This window comes from Mucilaginibacter defluvii (genome assembly GCF_039543225.1).
GTDB lineage: Bacteria > Bacteroidota > Bacteroidia > Sphingobacteriales > Sphingobacteriaceae > Mucilaginibacter > Mucilaginibacter defluvii.
Window position 1 is genome coordinate 1801323 of record NZ_BAABJI010000002.1, and the last position, 23764, is coordinate 1825086.

The 23764-nt window shown below is 45.3% G+C and carries 24 protein-coding genes; 18 read left to right on the top strand and 6 right to left on the bottom strand.

Going from position 1 to position 23764, the window contains the following annotated elements; genetic code table 11:
* Nucleotides 1–9: 9 nt before the first annotated feature.
* Nucleotides 10–1005 carry a transglutaminase family protein gene (locus ABD960_RS14185; protein WP_345331812.1) on the top strand — a complete coding sequence of 332 codons (996 nt, stop codon included), beginning with the start codon at nucleotides 10–12 and terminating at the stop codon, nucleotides 1003–1005.
* A gap of 3 nt (nucleotides 1006–1008) precedes the next feature.
* Here ABD960_RS14185 and ABD960_RS14190 read toward each other — a convergent pair whose 3' ends face one another.
* From ABD960_RS14190 to ABD960_RS14200, 3 genes are all read right to left on the bottom strand, one after another.
* Nucleotides 1009–1545 (bottom strand): TlpA family protein disulfide reductase, encoded by a 537-nt coding sequence (locus tag ABD960_RS14190; RefSeq protein ID WP_345331813.1) that lies wholly within the window; start codon nucleotides 1543–1545, stop codon nucleotides 1009–1011.
* Between the two features lie 14 nt (nucleotides 1546–1559).
* Nucleotides 1560–2576 (bottom strand): Gfo/Idh/MocA family oxidoreductase, encoded by a 1017-nt coding sequence (locus tag ABD960_RS14195; RefSeq protein ID WP_345331814.1) that lies wholly within the window; start codon nucleotides 2574–2576, stop codon nucleotides 1560–1562.
* A gap of 105 nt (nucleotides 2577–2681) precedes the next feature.
* Entirely contained in the window at nucleotides 2682–3272 is a 591-nt protein-coding gene (locus ABD960_RS14200; RefSeq protein ID WP_345331815.1) for a DUF4142 domain-containing protein, read from the bottom strand.
* Nucleotides 3273–3415: 143 nt separating this feature from the next.
* Here ABD960_RS14200 and gcvH point away from each other — a divergent pair, with 143 nt between their 5' ends.
* The 8 genes from gcvH (at nucleotide 3416) to ABD960_RS14240 (ending at nucleotide 9675) form a co-directional block, all read left to right on the top strand.
* Nucleotides 3416–3796 (top strand): glycine cleavage system protein GcvH, encoded by a 381-nt coding sequence (gene gcvH, locus ABD960_RS14205; RefSeq protein ID WP_345331816.1) that lies wholly within the window; start codon nucleotides 3416–3418, stop codon nucleotides 3794–3796.
* Nucleotides 3796–4191 (top strand): VanZ family protein, encoded by a 396-nt coding sequence (locus ABD960_RS14210; RefSeq protein ID WP_345331817.1) that lies wholly within the window; start codon nucleotides 3796–3798, stop codon nucleotides 4189–4191. Before gcvH ends, ABD960_RS14210 begins: the two co-directional genes overlap by 1 nt.
* Nucleotides 4192–4404: 213 nt before the next feature.
* The gene (locus ABD960_RS14215; RefSeq protein ID WP_232178477.1) at nucleotides 4405–4620 is read left to right on the top strand and encodes a FeoA family protein; all 216 of its coding nucleotides are present in this window, start codon (nucleotides 4405–4407) and stop codon (nucleotides 4618–4620) included.
* 8 nt (nucleotides 4621–4628) lie between these two features.
* Nucleotides 4629–6743 (top strand): ferrous iron transport protein B, encoded by a 2115-nt coding sequence (gene feoB, locus ABD960_RS14220; RefSeq protein ID WP_345331818.1) that lies wholly within the window; start codon nucleotides 4629–4631, stop codon nucleotides 6741–6743.
* A 36-nt stretch (nucleotides 6744–6779) separates the two neighbouring features.
* Nucleotides 6780–7397, top strand: a complete 618-nt coding sequence (locus ABD960_RS14225) for a SprT-like domain-containing protein (protein WP_345331819.1) — start codon at nucleotides 6780–6782, stop codon at nucleotides 7395–7397.
* Between the two features lie 61 nt (nucleotides 7398–7458).
* Entirely contained in the window at nucleotides 7459–7875 is a 417-nt protein-coding gene (locus ABD960_RS14230) for a hypothetical protein (protein WP_345331820.1), read from the top strand.
* A 146-nt stretch (nucleotides 7876–8021) separates the two neighbouring features.
* Entirely contained in the window at nucleotides 8022–8405 is a 384-nt protein-coding gene (locus ABD960_RS14235) for a hypothetical protein (RefSeq protein ID WP_345331821.1), read from the top strand.
* A gap of 100 nt (nucleotides 8406–8505) precedes the next feature.
* The gene (locus tag ABD960_RS14240) at nucleotides 8506–9675 is read left to right on the top strand and encodes a glycoside hydrolase family 172 protein (protein WP_345331822.1); all 1170 of its coding nucleotides are present in this window, start codon (nucleotides 8506–8508) and stop codon (nucleotides 9673–9675) included.
* 55 nt (nucleotides 9676–9730) lie between these two features.
* Here the strand turns inward: ABD960_RS14240 and ABD960_RS14245 are convergent, their stop codons facing one another.
* The 3 genes from ABD960_RS14245 to ABD960_RS14255 all read right to left on the bottom strand — a co-directional run bounded on the left by ABD960_RS14245 (nucleotide 9731) and on the right by ABD960_RS14255 (nucleotide 12901).
* Nucleotides 9731–11917, bottom strand: coding sequence for a TonB-dependent receptor (locus tag ABD960_RS14245; RefSeq protein ID WP_345331823.1), 2187 nt, complete (start codon nucleotides 11915–11917; stop codon nucleotides 9731–9733).
* Between the two features lie 62 nt (nucleotides 11918–11979).
* Nucleotides 11980–12297 (bottom strand): hypothetical protein, encoded by a 318-nt coding sequence (locus ABD960_RS14250; protein ID WP_345331824.1) that lies wholly within the window; start codon nucleotides 12295–12297, stop codon nucleotides 11980–11982.
* 67 nt (nucleotides 12298–12364) lie between these two features.
* Nucleotides 12365–12901, bottom strand: coding sequence for a glycosyl-4,4'-diaponeurosporenoate acyltransferase CrtO family protein (locus ABD960_RS14255; RefSeq protein WP_345331825.1), 537 nt, complete (start codon nucleotides 12899–12901; stop codon nucleotides 12365–12367).
* Between the two features lie 347 nt (nucleotides 12902–13248).
* Here ABD960_RS14255 and mraZ point away from each other — a divergent pair, with 347 nt between their 5' ends.
* From mraZ to murG, 9 genes are all read left to right on the top strand, one after another.
* Complete coding sequence (gene mraZ / locus ABD960_RS14260; RefSeq protein WP_345331826.1) at nucleotides 13249–13713, top strand: division/cell wall cluster transcriptional repressor MraZ; 465 nt, start codon at nucleotides 13249–13251, stop codon at nucleotides 13711–13713.
* The gene (gene rsmH / locus ABD960_RS14265; RefSeq protein WP_345331827.1) at nucleotides 13706–14611 is read left to right on the top strand and encodes a 16S rRNA (cytosine(1402)-N(4))-methyltransferase RsmH; all 906 of its coding nucleotides are present in this window, start codon (nucleotides 13706–13708) and stop codon (nucleotides 14609–14611) included. The genes mraZ and rsmH overlap by 8 nt, the downstream gene beginning before the upstream one ends.
* Nucleotides 14608–15018 (top strand): FtsL-like putative cell division protein, encoded by a 411-nt coding sequence (locus ABD960_RS14270; protein WP_345331828.1) that lies wholly within the window; start codon nucleotides 14608–14610, stop codon nucleotides 15016–15018. Before rsmH ends, ABD960_RS14270 begins: the two co-directional genes overlap by 4 nt.
* Nucleotides 15008–17110 (top strand): penicillin-binding protein, encoded by a 2103-nt coding sequence (locus tag ABD960_RS14275; RefSeq protein WP_345331829.1) that lies wholly within the window; start codon nucleotides 15008–15010, stop codon nucleotides 17108–17110. The genes ABD960_RS14270 and ABD960_RS14275 overlap by 11 nt, the downstream gene beginning before the upstream one ends.
* Entirely contained in the window at nucleotides 17107–18567 is a 1461-nt protein-coding gene (locus ABD960_RS14280; protein WP_345331830.1) for a UDP-N-acetylmuramoyl-L-alanyl-D-glutamate--2,6-diaminopimelate ligase, read from the top strand. The genes ABD960_RS14275 and ABD960_RS14280 overlap by 4 nt, the downstream gene beginning before the upstream one ends.
* 11 nt (nucleotides 18568–18578) lie before the next feature.
* Entirely contained in the window at nucleotides 18579–19820 is a 1242-nt protein-coding gene (gene mraY, locus ABD960_RS14285) for a phospho-N-acetylmuramoyl-pentapeptide-transferase (protein WP_345331831.1), read from the top strand.
* A 116-nt stretch (nucleotides 19821–19936) separates the two neighbouring features.
* Complete coding sequence (gene murD, locus ABD960_RS14290) at nucleotides 19937–21307, top strand: UDP-N-acetylmuramoyl-L-alanine--D-glutamate ligase (protein ID WP_345331832.1); 1371 nt, start codon at nucleotides 19937–19939, stop codon at nucleotides 21305–21307.
* Nucleotides 21308–21388: 81 nt separating this feature from the next.
* The gene (locus tag ABD960_RS14295; RefSeq protein ID WP_345331833.1) at nucleotides 21389–22540 is read left to right on the top strand and encodes an FtsW/RodA/SpoVE family cell cycle protein; all 1152 of its coding nucleotides are present in this window, start codon (nucleotides 21389–21391) and stop codon (nucleotides 22538–22540) included.
* 41 nt (nucleotides 22541–22581) lie between these two features.
* The gene (gene murG / locus ABD960_RS14300) at nucleotides 22582–23736 is read left to right on the top strand and encodes an undecaprenyldiphospho-muramoylpentapeptide beta-N-acetylglucosaminyltransferase (RefSeq protein WP_345332835.1); all 1155 of its coding nucleotides are present in this window, start codon (nucleotides 22582–22584) and stop codon (nucleotides 23734–23736) included.
* Nucleotides 23737–23764: the final 28 nt, after the last annotated feature.

Here is a 23764-nt window from a genome sequence, read left to right on the forward strand (position 1 = left end):
CCCTACGCCATGCCCGAATTTGAGATACAACATACCACCAAATACATTTACGAAGGAACAGTTCGCGACAGCGCGAACCAGATAATCCTCTACCCCATTGTTGATGATTACCAGGAAGTAATTCGCCAGGAAGTCACCATAACCGGAAACCCAAATGTTGATGTGCATACCGACTATTTTGGCAACCGCATAGGTAGCTTTACTTATACCGAGCGGCATAACGTTATGGTGATCAACTCGCGCGTATTGGTGGCCACCAAACACCGCACGCTTCCGGTTAACGATATATTCCCTTCGCACCAGTGGGAAGACCTTAAGCGGCTGCAAACCGTAGTACCCTACATTGATTTTTTAAAGCAGGAATACTTTGATGGCCTTGGCGAACTACAGGAAATTGTACATAAGGAGCGCAAGGATGATGACACCCCGTACCAGATTGTACTGCGCTTTTGCCAGTACGTATTTGATAATTTTGAGTACATCAAAGGTGTAACTACCGTTGATACCAAGCTGGATCAGATCTGGAAAATGAAGCAGGGCGTTTGCCAGGATTTTGCCCATATACTGATAGAGATGCTGCGCATATTACAAATACCTGCGCGCTATGTAAGCGGCTACATATGCACCAACAGCAACGGCATGCGCGGCGAGGGCGCAACCCACGCCTGGGTTGAGGCTTTTATACCTGATTATGGCTGGTTGGGCATCGACCCTACAAACAACTGTATAGCCAATGATACCCATGTACGCTTAGCGGTTGGCCGTAACTTTTCGGACTGTTCACCGGTTAAGGGTATATATAAAGGCTCATCAAACCATAAACTGGTTGTTACCGTATCGGTAGACCAGGAAGCTTTGCCGGATAACCAGCACCAGGTGATTGAAGTCCCTATTGCCGACCAGGTGACCGAATTCAGCAAAAACAGTTACCAACGCTACATGGAAATGATACAAATGCAACAACAACAGCAGCAACAACAGCAGGAAAAACAGTTACAGCAATAAGCGTTAAACCTTTTTTACCTCTGCTAAAAGCTCATCCGCCTTTGGCGCTTTAGGGAAGGCTTTAACCAGTTTGCCATTCTTGTCATACAAAATAGTAAAAGGCGTTTGGGCAATTTGATAATACTTTTGCACCGGCATGTCGTAACCCTCAGTACCTACTTTAAAGTTAGGTTGTTTGGCCAGTTCAAACTCTTTGTAAAAAGGCTTTAACGATTCATATTTAGTCCAGGTAACTAATACCACCTGCACTTTGGCAAGTTGTTTAAACTGGGGCTTAAGCTCCTTCATCAAATCGTGGCAGTGGCCGCAATCCGGCGCGAAGTATATCAGCATAACCGGCTTACCGGGTTTCAAATCTTTATAACTGAAATAGGTACTATCGGTAGTAAGTATCTTAAAAGGTGCAAGCTTTTCTGTATTGCGGATGGGCGCCTGCGCAGTGTTAGAACTTTCAGTGCCGTTATCGTTTTTATCATTCTTCGCCTGGATGCATCCGATAGCAGTAACCAGTATCAATGCGGCGTATATCAGTTTTTTCATAACCACTTTATAATTTAAGCTTCCAGTATCTCAATCTGCCAGGCAATATGCTCCTCTGTTACCGGGAATAACGCGCCTTCGCGTATGGTATGATACACCGCCTTAAATAAATTTTTATAGTCGCCTTTTTTTGATGGCACCATCTCTGTTACTTTCTCCCCTACCTCATCAAACGTAACCAGTTTACCTTCGCTGCCTTCCGGCTCAATGCCATAAGCTCCATCGGTTGGCATCATACCGGCATTCAGCTGATCTTCCTGCACATCGGTGCGCGGTTTTACAAAGCTACCCAACGTACCGTGTACCACAAATGCAGGCAAGTGCTCGGCTATTAATAAGCCGGCGGTTAGGTATACATTTACCTGGTTTGGATAGATGAGATGCAGGTTAATATAATCATCCACCTGCGAACCTTCGCGGTAACTTCCTAAAGTTTTATGCCAGCTTATCGGCCTGCCAAAAAGCGCGATGGCGTTATCCAACAGGTGCGGACCAAGATCATACGATATTCCATTGGCAGCCATATCCTTACTTTCTTTGAAAATTTTGGGACCTATGGCGGGGCGGTACCTGTCAAACCGCAAATGAACCTCTACAATATTACCGAGGCGGCCGCTTTCTATCACCTCTTTAACAGAAAGGAACCCGCTATCCCAGCGGCGGTTTTGGTAAACCAACAAGTGCTTATTTACCGATCGGGCCAAATCAAACAACTCCTTAACCTCGGCCGTAGTGGCGGCGGCGGGTTTCTCGAGCAATACATGTTTGCCTGCATTGAGCGCCTGTTTAGCTAAGTCGTAATGGGTATAGTTGGGTGTATTGATTACAATGAGTTCTATTTCGTCGTCGTTAAGCAGCTCGTCAATAGCATTGTAGCTGATGATATCCGGGTAATATTCATGAGCCTTTTTCTGATTACGCTCAACTACGGCTTTCAACCTGAAGTTTTCGCTTGTATTTAAAAACGGCGCGTGGAATACCCTGCCCGACATGCCGAAAGCCATTAAACCGGCTACTATAGGTGATGACATAATGCAATATTACAATTTTAGCGCTGCTGTTAGGTGTGTAAAAGCAAAAAAGCGGCAAACTTTACGCTTGCCGCCTTTTCACCTTGCAGAAAATACTGCGGTGGCTTATTTCATTTTATCTTTAATGGTTTTGATGTGCTCCTTGTGAGCTTTCAATTTTGGCAAAGTTTCGGTAGCAAAAGCTTTCAAATCGGCATCTTTAACATTCTTTGAACCATCCTCAAATAATGATACCGCTTTGTCGTGGTCTTTCACCATTTGATCTACATAAGCTTTATCAAACTCAGCACCTGCTTTGGTTGATAGGTCGGCAGCAACTTTTTGCTCCTCTTCACCTACTACGGCAGGCAATGTAATGTTTTTGGTTGTGGCCAGGGCTTTCAGTTTTTCATTAGCCGCACTATGATCTTTGATCATTGATTGTGCAAACGCTTTAACATCAGCATTGGTTGATTTTTTTAATGCCAGTTCTGACAGGGCTACTTCAGCCATACCTGCGTTAGCCGCTTCGGTTGAGAATTTTGAATCTTCATCCGCAATAGTACCGCTATCTGTAGCTGCTGCACTTGTGCTGGTGTCGGTATTGGTGTTCAGACTGTCGGCTGTTTCAACTGCATCTTTGCTGCCCGAATTTTGACAGGCCTGGAAAGTGAAAGCGCCAAGCGCCATCATCATTACTAAACTTAGTTTTTTCATGGTAGTATATGTTATTTTGTATGAGTTAACAAAGTTTGTACCATTGCGTTTTAATTAAGGGCATATTTCATTATAACCCCTTTTTATGTTTGTTAAAGCCAAAGTTTTTTTATTTTTGAGCACATATTAAAATATTGACTGAAATGGAATTTCCGGCCGAATTAAAATACACTAAGGACCACGAGTGGATCAAAATTGAAGGTGACCAGGCTATTATCGGCATCACCGAATTTGCACAGGGCGAACTGGGCGACATTGTTTATGTTGACATTAACACCGTTGGCCAGGAAGTAGCAAAAGAAGAAGTTTTTGGCACTATTGAGGCGGTTAAAACTGTTTCAGACTTGTTTATCCCGGTTACGGGTACGGTTAATGAGGTTAACGCTGCGCTGGATAGCCAGCCTGAACTGGTTAACTCTGATCCGTATGGAGAAGGCTGGATCGTTAAGATTACGCCGGCCGACCTTGCTGATGTTGACGGGCTTTTATCAGCCGATGAATATAAAAGCTTAGTAGGCGCTTAATGAACGCTGTACTTAAAAGTTACTGGCCCGCTATTTTGTGGGCCTTTTTTATTTTAGTTATCTGCAATATTAAGATGGGCGGGGTAAGCCACTCGCCCGCGTTTTTTGAGGGGTTTGATAAGCTGGTGCACTGCGGCCTGTTTTTTACCATGACGGTTTTGTACAGCGCCGGTTACTTAAGGCACAACAAAAAGCGCGGCTTATCCGTATTAACTACAGTGCTGATCATCTTGTTCATGGTTGCCTTTGGCGGTGCCGTTGAGTTGCTGCAAAAATACTTTTTCACCTGGCGCGGCGCCGATTGGAATGATTTATTTGCCGACGCCGTTGGTATTTGTATGGGCATGTTCAGCATATTAGTTACCAGCAACGCAGTAAAATATGCAAATAAATAAATTATATATCGTAGCCTTGGCCTGTGGTATGCTCCTGCTGGCATCATGCGGCATATTTAAAAAGGATTGTAATTGTCCGCATTTTGGCTATGTGCAGCACAAAACTGAGCGTCATTCATAAATCATTATATAAATAATAATGCCGTTAAGCTCCGGCTTATTTGGATTGGGTATAAATAAGCCTATATTTGCAGGGTTAATTTATAACTGATGATGGATCTATCGCAGCTTGAAGTAGGCCAAACCGGCGTTGTAAAGGAGTTTACCGATCTGGAAATGTCGGTGAAATTGATGGAGATGGGCTGCCTGCCGGGCGAAACCGTAAAGGTTACCCGTGTTGCCCCGCTTGGCGATCCTATAGCGATCAGCGTTTCAGGCTACCAGCTCAGCCTTCGTAAATTCGAGGCCTCAACCATCATTTTACAATAAGTTTTGATTTGAAAGCCGATATACGCGTAGCATTAGCCGGAAACCCTAATACAGGCAAATCAAGCCTTTTTAACGTACTTACCGGCTTAAACCAAAAAATAGGCAACTTTCCGGGTGTTACAGTTGATAAAAAGACCGGTTACATGCAACTGCCCGATGGCCGCCACGCCGAAGTGGTGGATTTGCCCGGCACTTACAGCCTTTACCCCAAAAGTAAAGACGAATCTATCGTATTTTCTGTACTGGCCGATAAAGCGGACACCGCCCGCCCTGACCTGGTGGTTGTTGTGCTGGATGCTACCAACCTTAAACGAAACCTGTTACTTTATACCCAGATAGCCGATTTAAAGATACCGGTTATTGTGGCGTTAAATATGATGGACCTCGCGCGTTCATCAGCCATAAAAATTGATATCGACCTGTTCTCGAAAAAATTGGGTGTCCCTGTGGTACCGATGGCCATACGCAAAGGAGAAGGCGTAACCCAACTTAAGCAGGCCATAGCCCATGCCAATAAAGTGGCCCTGCAGCCTGATACCATTGATGTAAATGTTCTTGCGCCCGAACTGATCGGACAGATCAGCGAAGAGCTACAGGTTGATAACCCTTACTTCGCGCTGCAATTAGCGCATCAGCATGAACACCTGCGTTTTTTGAGCAGCGAGCAAAGCGACCGTATTGAAAGCCTGGAGCAGAAACATGCGTTCCATTCGCAAAAAGCGCAGGCAGCTGAAACCGTTGCCCGCTATAACTTTATAAATGATCTACTTTATGATGCCGTAAAAACACCCGAAGCCGCGCAGCACGAAAGTTTCAGCAACCGCATAGATCATATATTGACGCATAAAGTATGGGGCTTTGTCATCTTTATGGGGATATTACTTTTTATCTTTCAGTCGATATTCGCCTGGTCATCCTACCCGATGGACCTTATTGAGGCGTCTTTTGTTTGGGCTGAGGATGCACTGCGTAATGTATTGCCCGAAGGGCCGCTGGCCAGCCTGCTTATTGACGGCGTTTTAGCGGGATTAAGCGGGGTGCTGGTTTTTATTCCTCAAATCGCTATCCTTTTCGCTTTCATTTCCATACTGGAAGATACGGGCTACATGTCGCGGGTAACTTTTATGATGGATAAACTGATGCGCAAGGTAGGTCTGAGCGGTAAATCGGTAGTACCATTGATCGGCGGTTTTGCCTGTGCCGTACCTTCTATTATGGGCACCCGTACCATTGAGAACTGGAAAGACAGGATGATCACCATTATGGTTACCCCACTGGTAGCCTGCTCGGCACGTTTACCGGTTTACACCCTGCTTATCGCCCTGGTAGTGCCTGACCAGCGGGTGTGGGGCATATTTAACATGCAGGGTTTGGTACTTACGGCCATCTATGTTTTCAGTTTGGTATCGGCCATTATTGTGGCTTTCGTGCTCAAGTTTATCCTCAAGGTACGCGAGCGCGGTTACTTTATTATGGAGCTGCCTGTTTACCGTATGCCGAGGTGGAAGAACGTTCTGTTCGCCATGTACGACCGCTCCAAAGCCTTTGTTATACAGGCCGGTAAAGTCATCATCGCCGTATCTATCGTATTATGGGTACTTGCCTCCTACGGGCCGGGCGACCGGTTTGAGCGCATTGACCAGAAATACCGCGTTACCGAAAGAATAAAGACTAACAGCCCCGAAGAACTGAACCGCATCATCGCGTCCGAGAAACTGGAGAACTCATACGCCGGCATGCTTGGCCACGCCATTGAGCCGGTCATCAAACCGTTGGGCTACGATTGGAAGATCGGTATCGCCATCATTACCTCATTTGCCGCCCGCGAGGTTTTTGTGGGCACCATGGCAACCATTTACAGTGTGGAGGGCGATACGGACGACATACAATCGGTACAGCAAAAAATGGCTAATGCCCGCAACCCTGAAACCGGGCTACCGGTATTTACCCTGGCCACGGCATTTTCACTGATGATGTTTTATGCCTTTGCCATGCAATGCGCCAGTACGGTTGCCGTAGTATACCGCGAAACCAAGAGCTGGAAATGGCCCGCCATACAATTCGCTTACATGACGGCGCTGGCCTATGGCGTAGCCTTCATTACCTATCAGCTTTTAAAATAGGCTGTTGGTTAGTATCTTTGTCCGCAGAGGTTACCTTTGGATAAAATACAAATTCTTGCCCGTTATATGCCACCCGATGCCGCGCCGCTTATTGGCCGGTGGATAGATTATTTTAAGTGCGAATTTAAAATATCGCGTGGCCGTAGCAGTAAGTTTGGCGATTACCGTCCGCCGTTTGATGGCAAGGGACACCGCATCTCAGTTAACTACAATTTAAACCCCTACGCATTTTTGGTGACCACCGTGCACGAGTTCGCGCACCTGCACACCTGGAACGAGCATAAACACAAAGCCAAACCCCACGGCGCCGAGTGGAAGAACAATTTTAAGAAGATGATGCAGCCTTTTTTTGAGAAGGATGTTTTTCCGGCAGATGTAAAGCATGCCATTGTGCGTTACTTGAATAATCCCGCCGCTTCAAGCTGCTCAGATCTTAACCTGTACCGTTCGCTGCGCTTATACGATAATCCGAAGGAATCGATACACACGGTTGAAAAGATAGCTGTCAACACCCTATTCAAACTAAAGGATGGCCGTGTATTTCAAAAAGGGGAAAAGCTGCGCAAGCGTTATAAATGTGTTGAAGTCGCCACACGGCGCATCTACCTGTTCAGCCCGGTAGCCGAGGTTGAAGTGGTCTCATCCAACCAATAAAATTCGTATAAAGCTGTAGCGTTAGCTGTTACCGTTGCGTAAGGATAATAAAACCTGCTTTATGCTTAAAAGAACGTTTTTATTCATCGCTGCAGCCTTGGTAATTACATCGTGCGGAAAAAAGGATATATCTACCTGCCCGGATAAGGTTTGTACCGAGGAGTTCGCTACCATCACCGTCAGTTTTATTGATAAAGATGGCAAACCCGCCACCTTGAGCAGTTTCAGTGCCGTGAATAAACGAACCGGCGACACGCTGGGCCATCAAAAACAATACGACCTTTACCCTGAAAACGTTTATCCTGTGGCTGATGACGGCGACCTCGACAAACTTTCTTCAGAAGGAGACATCATTAACATTAAGGCCGTTGATAGCGTTACTAAAAAGGTAAAAAACGCATCACTTGTTATATCAGGCGGCGCATGTGCCTGCCACATCAAAAAACTCTCCGGTCCGGACACGATACAATTTGACTAAATACTTACCCTACATCCTATGAAATAAAACCTGCAACGTGAAAGCGCCGGTTTTAGCTGAAGAACTATTATATATAAATAGTGTTTAATTGTTGTGAGGCCCGGCCTTAATAAGTCGGGCCATTTTTTTTAATTTCTAATTTACCCATGACCAAATTACCCGTAATGCTTTTAGCCATACTGGCTATAAATACCTGTAACCAGGCCGAAGAAAAATGCCCCGACAAGCCCTGTACTATGATGTTTGCCAGCGTGCCGGTAAGCTATAACAAACCAGTTAAGGATTTTAAGGCCGTTAACCTGCGCACAGGTCAAAACCTAACCCATCAGGATCAAACCACAGGCAACATGTTTACCATTGTTGATGATGGTGACCGCAAAAAACTGACAGAAGGCGGCGATGATATTGAACTTACCGCAACTGATAGCGCCACCAATGTTAGCCGTAAGGATACCGTAAAAATATCCGGCGGCAAATGCGCCTGCCATGTGGAGCGTGTGTCGGGCCCTACCGAAATTAGCTTTAAGTAACATTGGCGTTAAGGGTTGCTAAAGTTTTTCAATATCCGTTAATTTGAGGTAGGCCGGTGCTAAACATCGGCTTACCAATTATAACTAACAAATACCGCTTATGAAAAAACTGCTCTTAGCTTTATGGGTTACCGCTGCCTTTATAACTGCCAAAGCCCAGCAACCCGAAAAATTTAACGGGCTGGATATGAACCTGGGCAATCTTTCCCGACTGTCCGACGCGCAAACGAGATCCATTAGTCCGGAGAATTTTACCGGTTCTAAGGGCAAGGGAGCCATGGCCGACCCGGTGAAGAACAAGGGCCAGCGCAATGTGGCCAATGCCGCTAATGAAGCCCGCGACCTGGGTATAGGCTGGAAGGTAAACCCCTTCATCATTGTAAACCCCGGCGAAACCATTACCATTGCCGAAATGGAAGGCCCCGGCGCCATACAACAAATATGGATGACGCCTACCGGCAACTGGCAGTTCTCTATCCTCCGCTTTTATTGGGATGATGAAACCGAACCATCGGTGGAGTCGCCAGTTGGCGTGTTCTTCGGAATGGGCTGGGGTAATGAGTATGCGCCGCTAAACTCCTTGCCGGTTACAGTAAACCCGGGTAGTGCCTTTAATTGCTACTGGAAGATGCCTTTCCGCAAAAAATGCCGTGTTACGTTGGAGAACATCAATAAGGCCGAACCAATGCGATTGTATTACCAGATCAACTATACGCTCACTACCATCGGCGATGATGAAGCCTATTTTCATGCACAGTACCGCCGCTCAAACCCCAACACCACATCGCTGCATACTATACTGGATGGAGTTAAGGGCAAAGGGCAGTATGTGGGTACTTACATGGGCATTGGGGTAAACAATAACGGCTGGTGGGGCGAGGGCGAGATCAAATTTTTCATGGATGGCGATAAGGAATATCCAACCATAGCAGGCACTGGCACGGAGGACTACTTTTGCGGATCGTACAACTTTGACCGCGGCGGCAAATACACCGAGTTTACCACCCCCTACGCCGGTTTGCACCAGGTAATACGCCCCGACGGAACTTACAAAGCTCAGCAACGTTTTGGCATGTACCGCTGGCATATTATGGACCCTGTAAGGTTTGATAAAGATTTAAAAGTAACCATACAGGATTTAGGCTGGCGCGATGGCGGGCGTTATCTGCCGCAAAAGTCGGATATTATAACGGTAGCCTACTGGTATCAGCGCGAGCCGCACGGCAAATTCCCGAAGTTGCCGGAAAAGGATTTGCTGGAAGTGAACTGATAAAAAAACAGTAAGCCTCACCATAAGGTAAGGCTTACTGTTTTAAGAATTGTTACTAAAGCTTGAATTTAACTCCTCCATTAATTACAAAACCATCTAATGGCGCATAAATATCCCGAAATACCGGGTTAGTAATGCTCCCTGTATATATTGTATCAAACTTGGTTTGCCTTGTATCTGTCAGGTTTTCAAAGTTAATGAACAGTGAAAACCGCTCCCATATCTTCTCCGCCATTAGCCCCGTTATCCAATATCCTTTTCCTATGCTTCCGTTGTTTAACTGTTGAGGGCTAAAATAATACGCTTCCAAACCTATTTTTAACCTATCTTCCACCTCATACATGAGTACATTATTTAAACGGTGACGGGATACCAGCGGATAATCAGTAGTGGCATTCTCACTGGTTTGCTTTACATCAGCAAGTGTATAGCCTATAAAAAGCTTAAAATTACCATATGTAAGTTTGATATTGGTTTCCATACCCTTAGTATTCAAATTTCCTTCCGGTTGCTGGTATTGGAGGTTGCCATTTATAAGTTGTTTCAACAGCATGGGGTTATTAACTTTGGTATAAAATAACAACTGATTAATGCTGAATGCTACAGCGTCATCAAATAAGGCTGCATGATAGTTTATATCATAATTGGCCCCGTATGACTGCTCAGCTTTGGTTTCCGTAACATCCAATGGCAACACATTCCGAAACTGTATCCGCTCTGCATCTTCTGTAAATATCGTTGGTGCTTTATAACCCAGGCCACCACCCAAACGGGTAGATAAATGCTCATTGATTTTCCAGAGTGCAGATACTCTCGGTAAAAGGAATAAACCATAATCGTTGTGATAATCACCCCTGATTCCGGTTTCCAGTGTAATATTATTATCTATATCAAACGTATTCTGAACAAAACCGCCAATGGTGTTATAGGTGTAATCGCGAAGCGCAAAAGCACCCTGTTTTTCTTCTTCAAAACGATCAGTCAATAAATTCAACCCTGCTATCCAATCCGACCTTTTGCCCGTAAATGAATAATTAGCTTCACTGTAAGAAGATACCTGCACACCCGAAAAACGATAATCAGGCAAAGCTATATTGCGGTAAAAATAACTCACACTGTTTTTAAATGTCAGTTTTTCATTATCATTCAGCTTGTGGTCAAGTTGTAATTGGCTGCTGTATCTGCCTGTCTTATTTTGCTCAAAGTAAGAATGCTGCGCATTACCCAGGCCATTGATGTAATCAAGATCACCACCGATCCGGTTTTCTATGGTAGTATTTAAACCAATGTTAAGTGTAGTGCGATCATTTAAATACAGCCATAATTTCGGATTTAACGTATAGCGGTTAAACCGGGGTATAGCGGTTAAACCTATTGTTGAAGGGTCATAAGGTGAACCATGATTATAGGCTGCGTAAATAGTTGCACCTGCTTTATCAAACTTTTGGCCGTAAAACACGCTTGCATCCAACCCTTTTGCTGATGTGCCGTTTAAAAGAAAATCCAGCTTTCGTTCATCTGTAGGTGTTTTTGATACCAGGTTAACCAACCCGGCAATTGCGCCGCCACCATAAAGTGTTGACGATGCCCCTTTGATAACCTCCACCTGTTTCAAATCCAGCGGTGCTATTTGCAGTAAACCCAATCCACCTGAGAAGCCGGAGTACAAAGGAAAGCCGTCACGTATTATCTGCGTGTACTTACCATCTAACCCTTGAATACGGATGGCCGAGTTACCACTGGTTGCCGATGTTTGCTGCGTTTGTATACCCGTACTTTCATTGAGCATCATGCGGATATCTCCGGGTTTCATATTGCCTTTTTCTTCCAGTTCCTCACCTGAAATAACTTCTACCCGGGTAGGTGTATTGGCAATAGTACGGCTGCTGCGTGTAGACGATACGGTAACTTCAATGAGCTCCTCCCCCTCCCCTTTACCTGATGGCATCAACTGCACCACCACCATCCCTGGTACCTGAAGTGGAAAAGTAAGCGTATCCAGTTTGGTTTGGTATCCTACATAGCGAAACTGCAAAATCTGCATCCCATCTGGTAGCCCGCTTAAAGTTATTAGCCCACTTGTATCGGCTGTTGCACCTTTGGTTGCACCTTGTAATAGTACGGTTGCGCCAATTAAGGGGGTATTTGTTTTACCATCCTTAATAATGGCTTTAAATGTATTTTGAGAAAGAGCTAAAGTAGTATATAGCAGTGCTGCTACGAGCACAAATATTCGTTTCATTAATTTTTATGATTAAGTTAATTCCAATAACAATAAGCCACAACGGTGGCTATAAAAAGGGATTAACTTAGTTGAGGGGGCTGCCATATTGCCAAAGCCACTTCTTTTAAATAAGGATGAGTATAAGAAGCATATATACGCTCAGGACTTTCAAAAATAACTTCAATAGAAGTTAGTACAGGATTGGTGACAACAAAACCAAAACAAGAACAACACATAAAGAAGGGTGAACAACCGATACACTCTTTTTCATGGGATGATTGCTTAGCGGCTTGCTCTTTTATTTCGTTTATAGTATCCTGACAACCCTGATCTGCACAACATGGTTTTGCCGACATTATCAGCACAATCATGGAAATTATAAGGCAGAATGATTTCACAATCCAAAGTTAAATAATTCATCAATTAATATTGGCGCATTCGCTTACCAAATCTTCCAAATAAGTATCATCTGTTTTTACTCAGGGCGATAGCCCTTTCTATCCGGGGGCGGTTATATCGTTGAAGAAAGATTGGGTAAAGGTTAAATAATACATTCAATGTCAGTAACGATAGTGACTTGAGAAATCCGAATTTAACGGCCACGAAAATATTAAATCCAAATACGATGAACAGGATAATCATGTGGCCCAACTCCGATTTTTTAGTTTGATGATGTAAATGCTTTAACGCTTGGATATCTTTTGCTACCGGATTGTTTTTTTTATGCAGCTTTTCCCAGCCTACCCAAACCAATAACTTCCTGAAGAAATTGATGCCAAACTGCTCGTAAATCTTTCCGCCACGCTCCCATTTCTTCTCCCTATAATAAGATGAAGCGAGGTCGCTTTTTAATGTTTCGGTAAAAGCGAGTACACCCGTCATCAACATAAAATTTAAAATCCATGCGAACGAGAAACTATCCATCCTGATATAAGCAGCTAGAACATATACCAGGCCAATCGTAACTACTACAATCAAAACTAATTTTAATATTTTCTGCATAGTGTGTTTTGCCAGTGATTTACAGTGCCATCCGGCTCTCAAATATATACTATGGCGCCGATCAACAAAATTGCGATAAACTCACACAATAACTACGCTTCAATCAACTTTGGCGTCTATATATTTTGCTAGTCTTATTAAAACCCCTCTAAAACCTGCATTTCTGCTCCACTTTTTCCCACCGCATCATTCACTGCCATAAACAACTGATTTACAGCAAAACTATTTAAAAAATTAACGCAACAAAAAGCGCACTAAAAATGTTGAAAACTTTTAGTGGGGGAAAGTGGTAGAAAGTGGGAAAAGTGATTTACTTTTACGTTACAAAATTTGCCGATATACCATAGATGTCATTCCTGTTAGGTGAATATGATTGCAAGCTGGATGCCAAGGGGCGCTTAATGATCCCTGCGGACCTCAAGAAACAACTCCCCGGAGTTGAAGGAGAGGGTCTTGTGATTTTGCGCGGGTTTGAAAAACAGCTGACGATATACACTAAAAAGGAATGGGAAAATACGGTGAACGACCTGAGCAAACTTAATCAATACGACAGGAAAAGCCGCGATTTTGTGCGTTTTTTCACCCGTGGAGCCATGGGCTTGTCTTTAGACGCTGCCGGGCGCGTACTGTTGCCGAAGGCATTGCTTGATTATGCCGGCATCAGCAACGAAGTGATTGTGGCTTGCCAGCTTAACAAAATTGAGCTATGGGCACCGGCCGCTTATGATGAGCTGATGAACAGCATTCCGGATGATTTTGCAGCAATGGCTGAGCAGGTAATGGGCAGTGCAGGAAGGAGGGACGATGACTAACGGTTACCACGTACCTGTAATGCTTAAGGAATGTATTGAGGCGCTGGCCATTAAACCCAACGGCACTTATGTAGATGTGACTTTTGGCGGCGGAGGCCACTCGCGCGAAATACTCAAACATCTTGGCCCCGATGGCCGCCTGATCGCTTTTGACCAGGACGCCGACGCCCAGCGCAATATACCTGATGATGACCGCTTCACTTTTGTTGATCAGAACTTCAGGTACTTAAAAAACTTTTGCCGCCTGCATGATGCTATCCCGGTGGATGGCATTTTGGCTGATCTGGGGGTATCATCCTATCAGTTTGACCAGGCCGACCGCGGATTTTCTATCCGTTTTGACGCCGAGCTGGATATGCGCATGAATCAGGCCGATACACTGACCGCTAAGGAGGTAGTAAACACCTATGCTGAGGCTGACTTGCACCGCATTTTTGGCGTTTACGGTGAGATACAAAATGCGAAGTCGCTGGCCAAAACCATTGCGACAGCAAGGTTGAATACCCCGCTGAATACCATTGCCGACCTAAAGAACGCCATCAGCAACCTGATACCACGCGGCAAGGAGAACAAATACCTAGCGCAGGTTTTCCAGGCATTGCGCATTGAGGTAAATCAGGAGTTGGAAGCCTTGAAGGATTTTCTGGCCCAATCGGCAGAAGTACTGGGTACCGGCGGCAGGCTGGTGGTGATGTCATACCATTCGCTGGAAGACAGGCTGGTTAAGAACTTCATCGCCAAAGGCAAATTCAGTGGCGAGGTGGAAAAGGATTTATATGGTAACGATAAAAAACCTTTGGACGCGGTGAGCCGTGGCGCTATTACCGCAACTGAGGACGAGATAAAAGATAACAACAGGGCGCGCAGCGCGAAACTTAGAATAGCTGTAAAGAAATGACGAATCGTTTACGCAGTGAAATTGAGGAAGAAGTAGCTGAAAAGGAGCTTATTGTGGAAGAAAAGCCGGCACGTGAAATACCGGATAACCTTTTTACGCAATTTTTAAATAAAGGCTTTGTAACCACCGAGGAGGCTACCAGGGCCCTGCCTTTTATTTTATACGTAGCGTTTTTATGTATGCTTTATATAGCAAACAGGCATTTGGCCGAGCGAAATCTGCGTGATATTGATAAGATAAGTAAAGAAGTTAAAGAGCTTACCTGGGATTATAAATCGGCAAAAGCCGAGCTGGCTTATAAAAGCACGTTAACCGAAGTAGCTAAACGTACCGATACTATCGGCATAAAACAATCACTTGAACCACCTCAAAAAATAACCGTTAAGGAGGATCAAAATGGGAATTAGGACCAACATACTGCTCAGGGTTTACCTTGCTTTCGGGTTGATCCTGCTTTTTGCTATTGCCGTTGTATTTCAACTGGGCCGCGTACAGGTAATACAGGGCAAAAAATGGCGCTCTATGGCCGATAGTCTTTCGGTGCGTAATATGGACGTTGAGGCCGGCCGAGGTAACATCTTCTCGGTTGATGGCAGCCTGCTGGCTACATCGGTACCGGAGTATGAACTGCGTATGGATATGCTTGCCGGCGCCATTGAGGACGACAAGATATTTTACGAAAAGGTTGACTCGCTGGCCGGAAAATTATCGGGGTTATTCGCTGATAAATCAGCACGTCAGTATGCCCGCATATTGCGCGAGGCCAGGCACGAAAAGGCCCGTTACTTTTTACTAAAGCGTAAGGTCACTTATCAGCAACTGAAAAAGGTACGCCAGTTCCCTATTTTCAATATGGGCAAATACCGTGGCGGACTTATAGCTGTGCAAAAGAACAAGCGTATTATGCCTTTTCAAACCCTGGCGGCGCGTACCATAGGTTATAAAAATGATAATATACAAAACCCGGTGGGTTTAGAAGGTGCCTTTGCCAATTACATTAACGGCGAAAAAGGCCGCAGATTGATGCAGCGCATTGCCGGTGGCATATGGATGCCGGTGAACGACGGTGAGTATGATATCGCACCAAAAGAAGGCGCGGACATTATATCAACCATCGATGTTAACTTTCAGGATGTGGTACAAACCGCTTTGGAAAAACAACTGATTAAAAGCGATGCCCACCATGGTACGGCCATCCTGATGGAGGTAAATACCGGCGAAGTACGCGCTGTAGCAAACTTTACCAAGGTTGAGGATGGTGTTTATAAAGAAAAGTTCAACTATGCCATTGCCGGCAACCAGGATCCAGGTTCTACTTTTAAGGTAGCCTCGTATATGGCACTGCTGGAAGACAACAAGGTAGATACCAATACCATGGTGAACACCGGTAATTATCCAATCAAAGGCCACACCATTAAGGATTCACATGGCAGTATTGGCCGGGTAACGGTTAAAAAGGCGTTCGAGGAATCATCAAACGCGGCGGTAGCCTATTTGGTAAATACGGCTTACCATGATAATCAATCTCAATTTACCGATCACCTATATGACTGGAAGCTGAATGAAAAAATGGGCCTGCAAATTCCGGGCGAGGCACAACCTGTTGTAAAGAACCCAAAAAACCGTAGCTGGAACAAAAACATGAGCTTGCCGCAAATGGCCTATGGTTACGAGATGCAACTTACGCCTTTAAAAATGCTGTCGTTTTATAACGCGATTGCTAACAACGGCAAATATATCGCACCAATCTTTGTGCGTGAGATACGCCGTTTAGGTAATACAGTAGAGCATTTCAACGCCCGTGTTATTAATCCGAAAATATGCTCGGATGTTACATTGAGCAAGATGGAAGCCATGCTTGAGGGGGTAATAACCGAGGGCACTGGTAAAAGTATCATCAACAACCCGGTTTATAAGGTTGCGGGTAAATCGGGCACCGCACAAGTGGCCGATGCTAATCTGGGCTACCGTGCCAACCGCAAGTACCAGGCATCATTTTGCGGTTATTTCCCTGCAGATAATCCGAAGTATTCGTTGATCGTAGTTATTAACGACCCAAAAAACGGCTACTATGGCGCGGCGGTATCTGGTCCGGCGTTCAGGGAAATAGCCGACAAGGTTTATGCCGCTGATATGCGCATCAACCAAAACAAAACCGAGCATTTTGTGGGTAACACCAGCATGCCCGATGTTAAGCAGGGTAATGTTAAAGCCTTAAAACATGTTTATAGCAAACTTGGCCTTAAACCCTTGTACGCGTCTGTAAACGCTTTAGAAAACGGGATCGACACCAGCAGCGGTATCGCCTTTGAAGATACCAAAGTAAAAAAAGGCTCGGTACCTAATGTTACCGGCATGGGGCTTAGCGACGCACTTTATGTAATGGGCAACGCCGGTTATAAAGTAGTGGCACGCGGCAGCGGCGCGGTAAAAAAACAATCGGTAACGGGCGGCAGCCTGATACCTAAGGGATCAAAAATAATACTGGAACTGCAATGAGATACTTGAGCGATATAATTGAGGGGCTTGCTTTTACCGAGTTACAAGGCAGCGCGGATGTTGAAATAACAGCCGTTGTTTTTGATTCGCGCAAGGTGGTACCCGGCTCATTGTTTATTGCCGTTAGAGGCACTGTGGTTGACGGGCACGATTATATTGAGCAAGCGGTAGAACATGGAGCCGCGGCTATTATTTGCGAAGAACTACCCGCGCATGTTACCGGCGAGGTTGACTTTTTAATGGTGGCTGATTCGGCTATCGCATTAGGTATTGTGGCAGCTAACTTTTACGAAAAGCCATCATCGAACCTGAAACTGGTTGGTGTAACGGGCACTAATGGTAAAACCACAATTGCCACGCTTTTATACCAGTTGTTTCGTGACCTCGGTTATAAATGCGGGTTGCTGTCAACCGTTGAAAACCAGATCAACGGTACCATCATACCCTCAACCCATACCACACCCGATCCGGTAGCGCTTAACAGCCTACTGGCTGATATGGTAGACCAGGGTTGCGATTATTGCTTTATGGAAGTAAGCTCGCACGCTGTAGCGCAGCACCGTATACAGGGGCTGACTTTTGCCGGCGGCATTTTTACCAACCTTACGCACGATCATTTGGATTACCATAAAACATTCCTGGCGTATCGTGATGCTAAAAAAGCTTTTTTTGACGGCTTGCCTAAAAATGCATTCGCCTTAACCAATGCCGATGATAAAAACGGCAGCGTGATGTTGCAAAACACCAAGGCCCATAAAAAAAGCTATGCCCTTAAAAGCATGGCCGATTACAAGGCTAAGATATTGGAAAGCGCGTTTGATGGTTTGCTGCTGAACATTGATAACGAAGAAGTATGGTTCAGGATGGTAGGTACATTTAACGCTTACAACCTGCTGGCGGTTTACGCTACTGCCATGTTGCTCGATCAGGATAAAGCCAAAGTACTAACCAGCCTGAGCAAACTGCCTGGCGCTGAGGGCCGCTTTGATTATATAGTAGCGCCTAATAAGGTGATCGGCATTGTTGACTACGCCCATACGCCGGATGCAGTACAAAATGTATTAAGCACCATTCATGGGATACGCAAAGGCGACGAAAAAGTAATAACGGTGATTGGCTGCGGCGGCGATCGTGATAAAACTAAACGCCCGGTGATGGCAAAGGTAGCCTGCGAATGGAGCGACAACGTGATCCTAACGTCAGATAATCCGCGCAGCGAAGATCCGGCGCAGATCATCGAAGATATGAAAGCAGGTGTTGACCCGGCATTCAAACGCCATGTATTGAGTATTACCGACCGGCGTGAGGCTATAAAAACAGCCTGTACCCTGGCCAAACCCGGTGATGTGATACTGCTTGCCGGTAAAGGCCACGAAAAATACCAGGAGATAAACGGCGTACGCAACCACTTTGACGATATGGAAGAATTGGTAGCGTTATTTAAAGAAATGAATTAAAACAAAGGCAGATGCTATACTACCTTTTTCAATATTTAAACGAAAAATTCCACATTCCGGGAGCGGGGGTGTTTCAGTACATCACGTTCCGTACGGCAATGTCGGTAATTACGTCGTTAATTATCACCACGGTATACGGCCGCAGGCTGATTGATTATCTGCGCTATAAGCAGGTGGGCGAAACCGTGCGCAACCTTGGCCTTGAAGGGCAAATGCAAAAACAAGGTACGCCTACCATGGGTGGCATCATCATCATCCTGGGTATTGTAGTGCCTACCCTTTTGTTCGCACGTTTGGAGAACATCTACATCATCATGATGCTGGTAACCACCATTTGGCTGGGTGCTATCGGTTTTCTGGATGATTATATCAAGGTATTTAAAAAGAACAAAGAGGGTCTTGCAGGCCGCTTTAAGATCACCGGTCAGGTTATCCTTTCCCTGTTTATCGGCTGGACAATGTACTTCAACGACAGCATTATTATCCGACAGGAAGTAAAACTACCGGTAACTTATGATGCCCCGGTATCATTCCATATGCGCGATAATGTGCCGGTTTATACGCAGGATATCAAGTCGACCATTACTACCCTGCCCTTTTACAAAAACAATGAGTTTGATTACAGCAAGGTATTAAAATTTACCGGCGAAGGGTACGAGCAATACGCGCTGGTGGTTTTCCTGTTCTTCGTGATCATTATTATAACGGGGATATCCAACGGTGCCAATATAACGGATGGTATTGACGGCCTGGCTACGGGTACATCGGCTATCATCGGCATTACGCTGGCATTGCTGGCTTATGTATCGGGCAATACGGTTATAGCCGATTACCTCAACATTATGTATATCCCCAACTCGGGCGAACTCGTAATTTTTGCCGGGGCCTTTGTGGGTGCATGTGTCGGTTTCCTGTGGTACAACTCCTACCCTGCCCAGGTATTTATGGGCGATACAGGCAGTTTGGCCATCGGCGGTATCATTGCGGTATTCGCCATCATGATACGCAAGGAGCTGATGCTACCCATACTCTGCGGCATCTTTATCGTAGAAAACATGTCGGTGATTATGCAGGTATCCTATTTTAAATATACTAAAAAGAAATACGGCGAGGGCCGCAGGATATTCTTGATGTCGCCACTGCACCACCATTACCAAAAAAAGGGCTACCACGAATCCAAGATCGTTACCCGTTTTTGGATATTAGGCATTATGCTGGCGATAATGGCGATCATAACATTGAAGCTGAGATAGAGTGGTGAATAGTGAGTGGTGAGTAGTGTGTGGTAATTAGAGGTTAGAGATTAGTAATTAGAGAATAAAAATTAAGGCGATCGGTAAAATCAGAGAGCAATCGGTGAGATTATAAAATGAGCGAAGAAAAAAACATATCAACCTCAAAAGCACAGGCGAAGCTTGTAGTGCTTGGCGCGGGCGAAAGCGGCGTAGGCGCGGCATACCTTGCGCAGCAAAAGGGTTATGATGTTTTTGTATCTGATTTTGGCCCTATTGCCGATAAGTACAAAGCACAGCTACAGCAATGGAATATCCGCTTTGAGGAGCAGCAGCATACCGAAGCCGAAATACTGACCGCTACAGAAGTGGTAAAAAGCCCGGGTATACCGGAGAAAGCGCCGATCATTAAAAAGCTGCGCGAGCAAAAAACCCCGGTAATATCCGAGATTGAATTCGCGGGCAGGTATACTGAAGCTAAGATGATCTGCATCACCGGGTCAAACGGAAAAACCACCACTACCAGCCTTACCTATCACATCCTGAAAAACGCGGGATTGAATGTTGGGCTGGCGGGTAACATAGGCAACAGCTTTGCCTACCAGGTGGCAACCGAAAGTTTTGATTATTATGTTTTGGAGATCAGCAGCTTTATGCTGGATGACATGTATGAGTTTAAGGCAGATATCGCTATACTGCTCAATATTACGCCCGATCACCTGGACAGGTACGACTATAAAATGGATAATTATGTAGCGTCGAAGTTCCGCATTACGCAAAACCAAACGGAGCACGACTATTTTATATACTGCGCCGACGATGCTGAAATACTGAAAGGTTTGCAAAGCCGCACATTCGGCGCGCAAATGCTGCCTTTTTCAATCGAAAAGAAAATACAGCCGGGTGCATACCTGGAGAACGACAATATTGTCATCAACACACAACAAGAACATTTTACAATGTCAATTAAAGATCTGGCCCTGCAGGGAAAGCACAACATCTATAATTCAATGGCATCGGGCATAGTAGCCAAGGTGCTTGAATTACGGAACGAGAGTATGAGGGAGAGCATGGGCAACTTTAAGAACATTGAGCACAGGCTTGAGTTTGTTGCCAAAATATCGGGCATCAGCTTTATTAACGACTCAAAGGCTACCAACGTTAACTCAACCTGGTACGCGCTGGAGAGCATGACCAGCGATGTGGTACTGATATTGGGCGGCGTTGATAAAGGTAACGACTATGGTATGCTTAAAGACCTGGTAAAGCAAAAGGTAAAAGCCATTGTATGCCTGGGTAAGGATAATAAACGCATACATGATGCCTTTGAGGATGATGTTGAGGTTATAGTAAATACCTTTTCGGCACAGGAAGCGGCGCAGATCGCTTTCCATTTAGCTAAAAAAGGCGATACGGTTTTACTATCACCGGCCTGCGCCAGCTTCGATCTGTTTAAGAACTACGAAGACCGCGGCCAGCAATTTAAGGATGCAGTAAGGGAACTGTAAGCCCCCTAACCCCCTGAAGGGGGAATAAAATTATTAAGATAAAAAAGCCCTTTCCTTTGGAGAGGGTTGGGAGAGTTAAATATGTTAAACGCGATACTAAACAATACCAAAGGCGACCGCTGGATCTGGCTGATCGTGATCGTGCTGTCGGTTATTTCGTTAATGGCGGTGTACAGCTCAACCGGTACCATCGCTTATAAACATGGCACGGGTGCAGAATCGTACCTGATGAAGCACCTTGCCATGATTGTGGCTGGCATCGCCCTCATGTACATATCACACAAGCTAGATTACCGCTATTATGCTGGTATATCAAAGCTGTTAATGATCGTTACTATTCCGTTATTGCTGTACACGCTACTGTTCGGTAACCACGTAAATGATGCCAGCCGCTGGATTGCCTTGCCTGGTGGATTAACCTTTCAAACTTCGGATTTAGCCAAGCTATCGCTGATAACCTACCTGGCCCGTACCCTATCGCGCAAGCAGGAAAACATAAAGGATGTTAAGCAATCCTTCGTACCTATCATGGGCTCAGTATGCGTAGTGTTTGTATTGATCGCTCCGGCAGGTCTTTCAACGGCCATCATGCTGTTTGGTGTAAGCATCCTGCTGCTCATTGTAGGGCGTATCAGTATAAAACAAATTGCATTGGTTTGTTTAGCGGGGGTTGTGTTGTTAGCCGGAGTAATGCTGTTTGGCGGCCGTCGTGATACTTATGTATCACGTATCAACGCTTTCATGCACCCTGAGAAAGCTGATCCTGATAAGTCGTTCCAATCCGATCACGCCAAGATCGCCATCGCGACCGGCGGATTTGTGGGTAAAGGGCCGGGCAACAGTACCGAGCGTAACTACCTGCCTCACCCCTATTCGGATTTTATATATGCTACCATTATTGAGGAGTACGGCATGGTAGGCGGCATAGCACTGGTAGGTATCTACCTGTTTTTGCTTTACCGGTGTATCAAGATAGTAACTAAAGCTCCAAAAGCCTTTGGCGCATTGCTGGCGGCAGGACTTAGCTTTAGCTTAACTATACAGGCATTTGCCAATATGGCCGTAGCTGTTGGTTTAGGCCCGGTAACCGGTGTACCGCTGCCACTGGTAAGTATGGGTGGTACATCCATATTATTTACAAGCGTGGCCTTCGGCATCATACTATCAGTAAGCAGGGATATTGAGGAACCTAAAAAAGTTGTGGTTGGCGAGATAAGGGAAGTGGCGGTGTAACCGCCAAGCCCCTAAGGGGAGTATTGAAAGAGAGTTAAATGATGGATCAAACTAAAAATACAAGCAACGTAAACCTCCCTCTTCAGGGGGCTGGGCGACGACGTATCATCATCAGCGGCGGCGGAACGGGCGGGCATATTTTCCCGGCAGTATCAATTGCCAATGCCTTGAAAAAGCTCGATCCATCAACTGAAATATTGTTTGTAGGTGCCAATGGCCGTATGGAAATGGAAAAAGTTCCGGCGGCAGGCTACAAGATCATCGGCCTGAACATACAGGGTATACAGCGTGGTTCTATCATCAAAAACCTCATGTTCCCTTTTAAGCTGATAAGCAGCGTACGCGCGGCGCTGAAGATCATTAAAGATTTTAAGCCCGATGCCGCCGTTGGTGTCGGTGGTTATGCTTCGGGTCCATTATTATACGCGGCATCATTGAAAGGCATACCAACCCTTATACAGGAGCAAAACTCCTACGCGGGCGTAACCAATAAATGGCTGGGTAAAAAAGCCAAAAAAATATGCGTCGCGTTTGACGGAATGGATAAATTTTTCCCTGCCGACCGCATCATTAAAACCGGCAACCCGGTACGTAAGGAGTCGGTTAGCATTGCCGGTAAGCAAATGCAGGCTTTGGAGTTGTACAGCCTATCGGCACATAAAAAAACTGTGGTGGTATTAGGTGGCAGCCTGGGTGCGCGTACGCTTAACCACAGCATACAGGCCGGGCTGCAAAAATTTATTGATGCCGATGTGCAGGTAATTTGGCAAACCGGCAAGTATTACTATAAAAGTATTATAGAGCAACTGGGCGAAAATTTTCACCCCAACATACAGGTACGGGAGTTTTTAAACCGTATGGATCTGGTTTACGCTGCGGCTGATGTTATTATATCACGTGCCGGCGCGGGCACTATTGCCGAGCTTTGCGAGGTTAAAAAACCGGTTATACTGGTACCATCGCCAAACGTGGCTGAGGATCATCAAACCAAAAACGCGCTGGCTTTGGTGCAGGAAAACGCTGCCATATTTGTGGCCGACCGCGATGCCGAGGCCAAACTGGTTGACAAGACACTGGAATTATTAAAAGACAAAGAGAAACAAAAAATATTATGCAACAACATTGGCAAACTGGCTATGCCTAATGCCGATGAAGTAATTGCGAAAGAGGTTATCCAAATAACAATTAACAATTAAACAATAAGGTTCCCTCTTTGCAAGTAGA

Excerpts from the sequence above, each read along its gene's own strand:
- ABD960_RS14240 (WP_345331822.1), top strand. The coding sequence starts at position 8,506 with ATGAAAAAACTGCTCTTAGCTTTATGGGTTACCGCTGCCTTTATAACT.
- ABD960_RS14275 (WP_345331829.1), top strand. The coding sequence starts at position 15,008 with ATGGGAATTAGGACCAACATACTGCTCAGGGTTTACCTTGCTTTCGGG.
- ABD960_RS14215 (WP_232178477.1), top strand. The coding sequence starts at position 4,405 with ATGGATCTATCGCAGCTTGAAGTAGGCCAAACCGGCGTTGTAAAGGAG.
- ABD960_RS14295 (WP_345331833.1), top strand. The coding sequence starts at position 21,389 with ATGTTAAACGCGATACTAAACAATACCAAAGGCGACCGCTGGATCTGG.
- ABD960_RS14190 (WP_345331813.1), bottom strand. The coding sequence starts at position 1,545 with ATGAAAAAACTGATATACGCCGCATTGATACTGGTTACTGCTATCGGA.
- rsmH (WP_345331827.1), top strand. The coding sequence starts at position 13,706 with ATGACTAACGGTTACCACGTACCTGTAATGCTTAAGGAATGTATTGAG.
- murD (WP_345331832.1), top strand. The coding sequence starts at position 19,937 with ATGAGCGAAGAAAAAAACATATCAACCTCAAAAGCACAGGCGAAGCTT.
- gcvH (WP_345331816.1), top strand. The coding sequence starts at position 3,416 with ATGGAATTTCCGGCCGAATTAAAATACACTAAGGACCACGAGTGGATC.
- mraY (WP_345331831.1), top strand. The coding sequence starts at position 18,579 with ATGCTATACTACCTTTTTCAATATTTAAACGAAAAATTCCACATTCCG.
- ABD960_RS14270 (WP_345331828.1), top strand. The coding sequence starts at position 14,608 with ATGACGAATCGTTTACGCAGTGAAATTGAGGAAGAAGTAGCTGAAAAG.
- ABD960_RS14195 (WP_345331814.1), bottom strand. The coding sequence starts at position 2,576 with ATGTCATCACCTATAGTAGCCGGTTTAATGGCTTTCGGCATGTCGGGC.
- ABD960_RS14230 (WP_345331820.1), top strand. The coding sequence starts at position 7,459 with ATGCTTAAAAGAACGTTTTTATTCATCGCTGCAGCCTTGGTAATTACA.
- ABD960_RS14210 (WP_345331817.1), top strand. The coding sequence starts at position 3,796 with ATGAACGCTGTACTTAAAAGTTACTGGCCCGCTATTTTGTGGGCCTTT.
- ABD960_RS14255 (WP_345331825.1), bottom strand. The coding sequence starts at position 12,901 with ATGCAGAAAATATTAAAATTAGTTTTGATTGTAGTAGTTACGATTGGC.
- murG (WP_345332835.1), top strand. The coding sequence starts at position 22,582 with ATGGATCAAACTAAAAATACAAGCAACGTAAACCTCCCTCTTCAGGGG.
- ABD960_RS14200 (WP_345331815.1), bottom strand. The coding sequence starts at position 3,272 with ATGAAAAAACTAAGTTTAGTAATGATGATGGCGCTTGGCGCTTTCACT.
- mraZ (WP_345331826.1), top strand. The coding sequence starts at position 13,249 with ATGTCATTCCTGTTAGGTGAATATGATTGCAAGCTGGATGCCAAGGGG.
- ABD960_RS14280 (WP_345331830.1), top strand. The coding sequence starts at position 17,107 with ATGAGATACTTGAGCGATATAATTGAGGGGCTTGCTTTTACCGAGTTA.
- ABD960_RS14185 (WP_345331812.1), top strand. The coding sequence starts at position 10 with ATGCCCGAATTTGAGATACAACATACCACCAAATACATTTACGAAGGA.
- ABD960_RS14235 (WP_345331821.1), top strand. The coding sequence starts at position 8,022 with ATGACCAAATTACCCGTAATGCTTTTAGCCATACTGGCTATAAATACC.
- ABD960_RS14245 (WP_345331823.1), bottom strand. The coding sequence starts at position 11,917 with ATGAAACGAATATTTGTGCTCGTAGCAGCACTGCTATATACTACTTTA.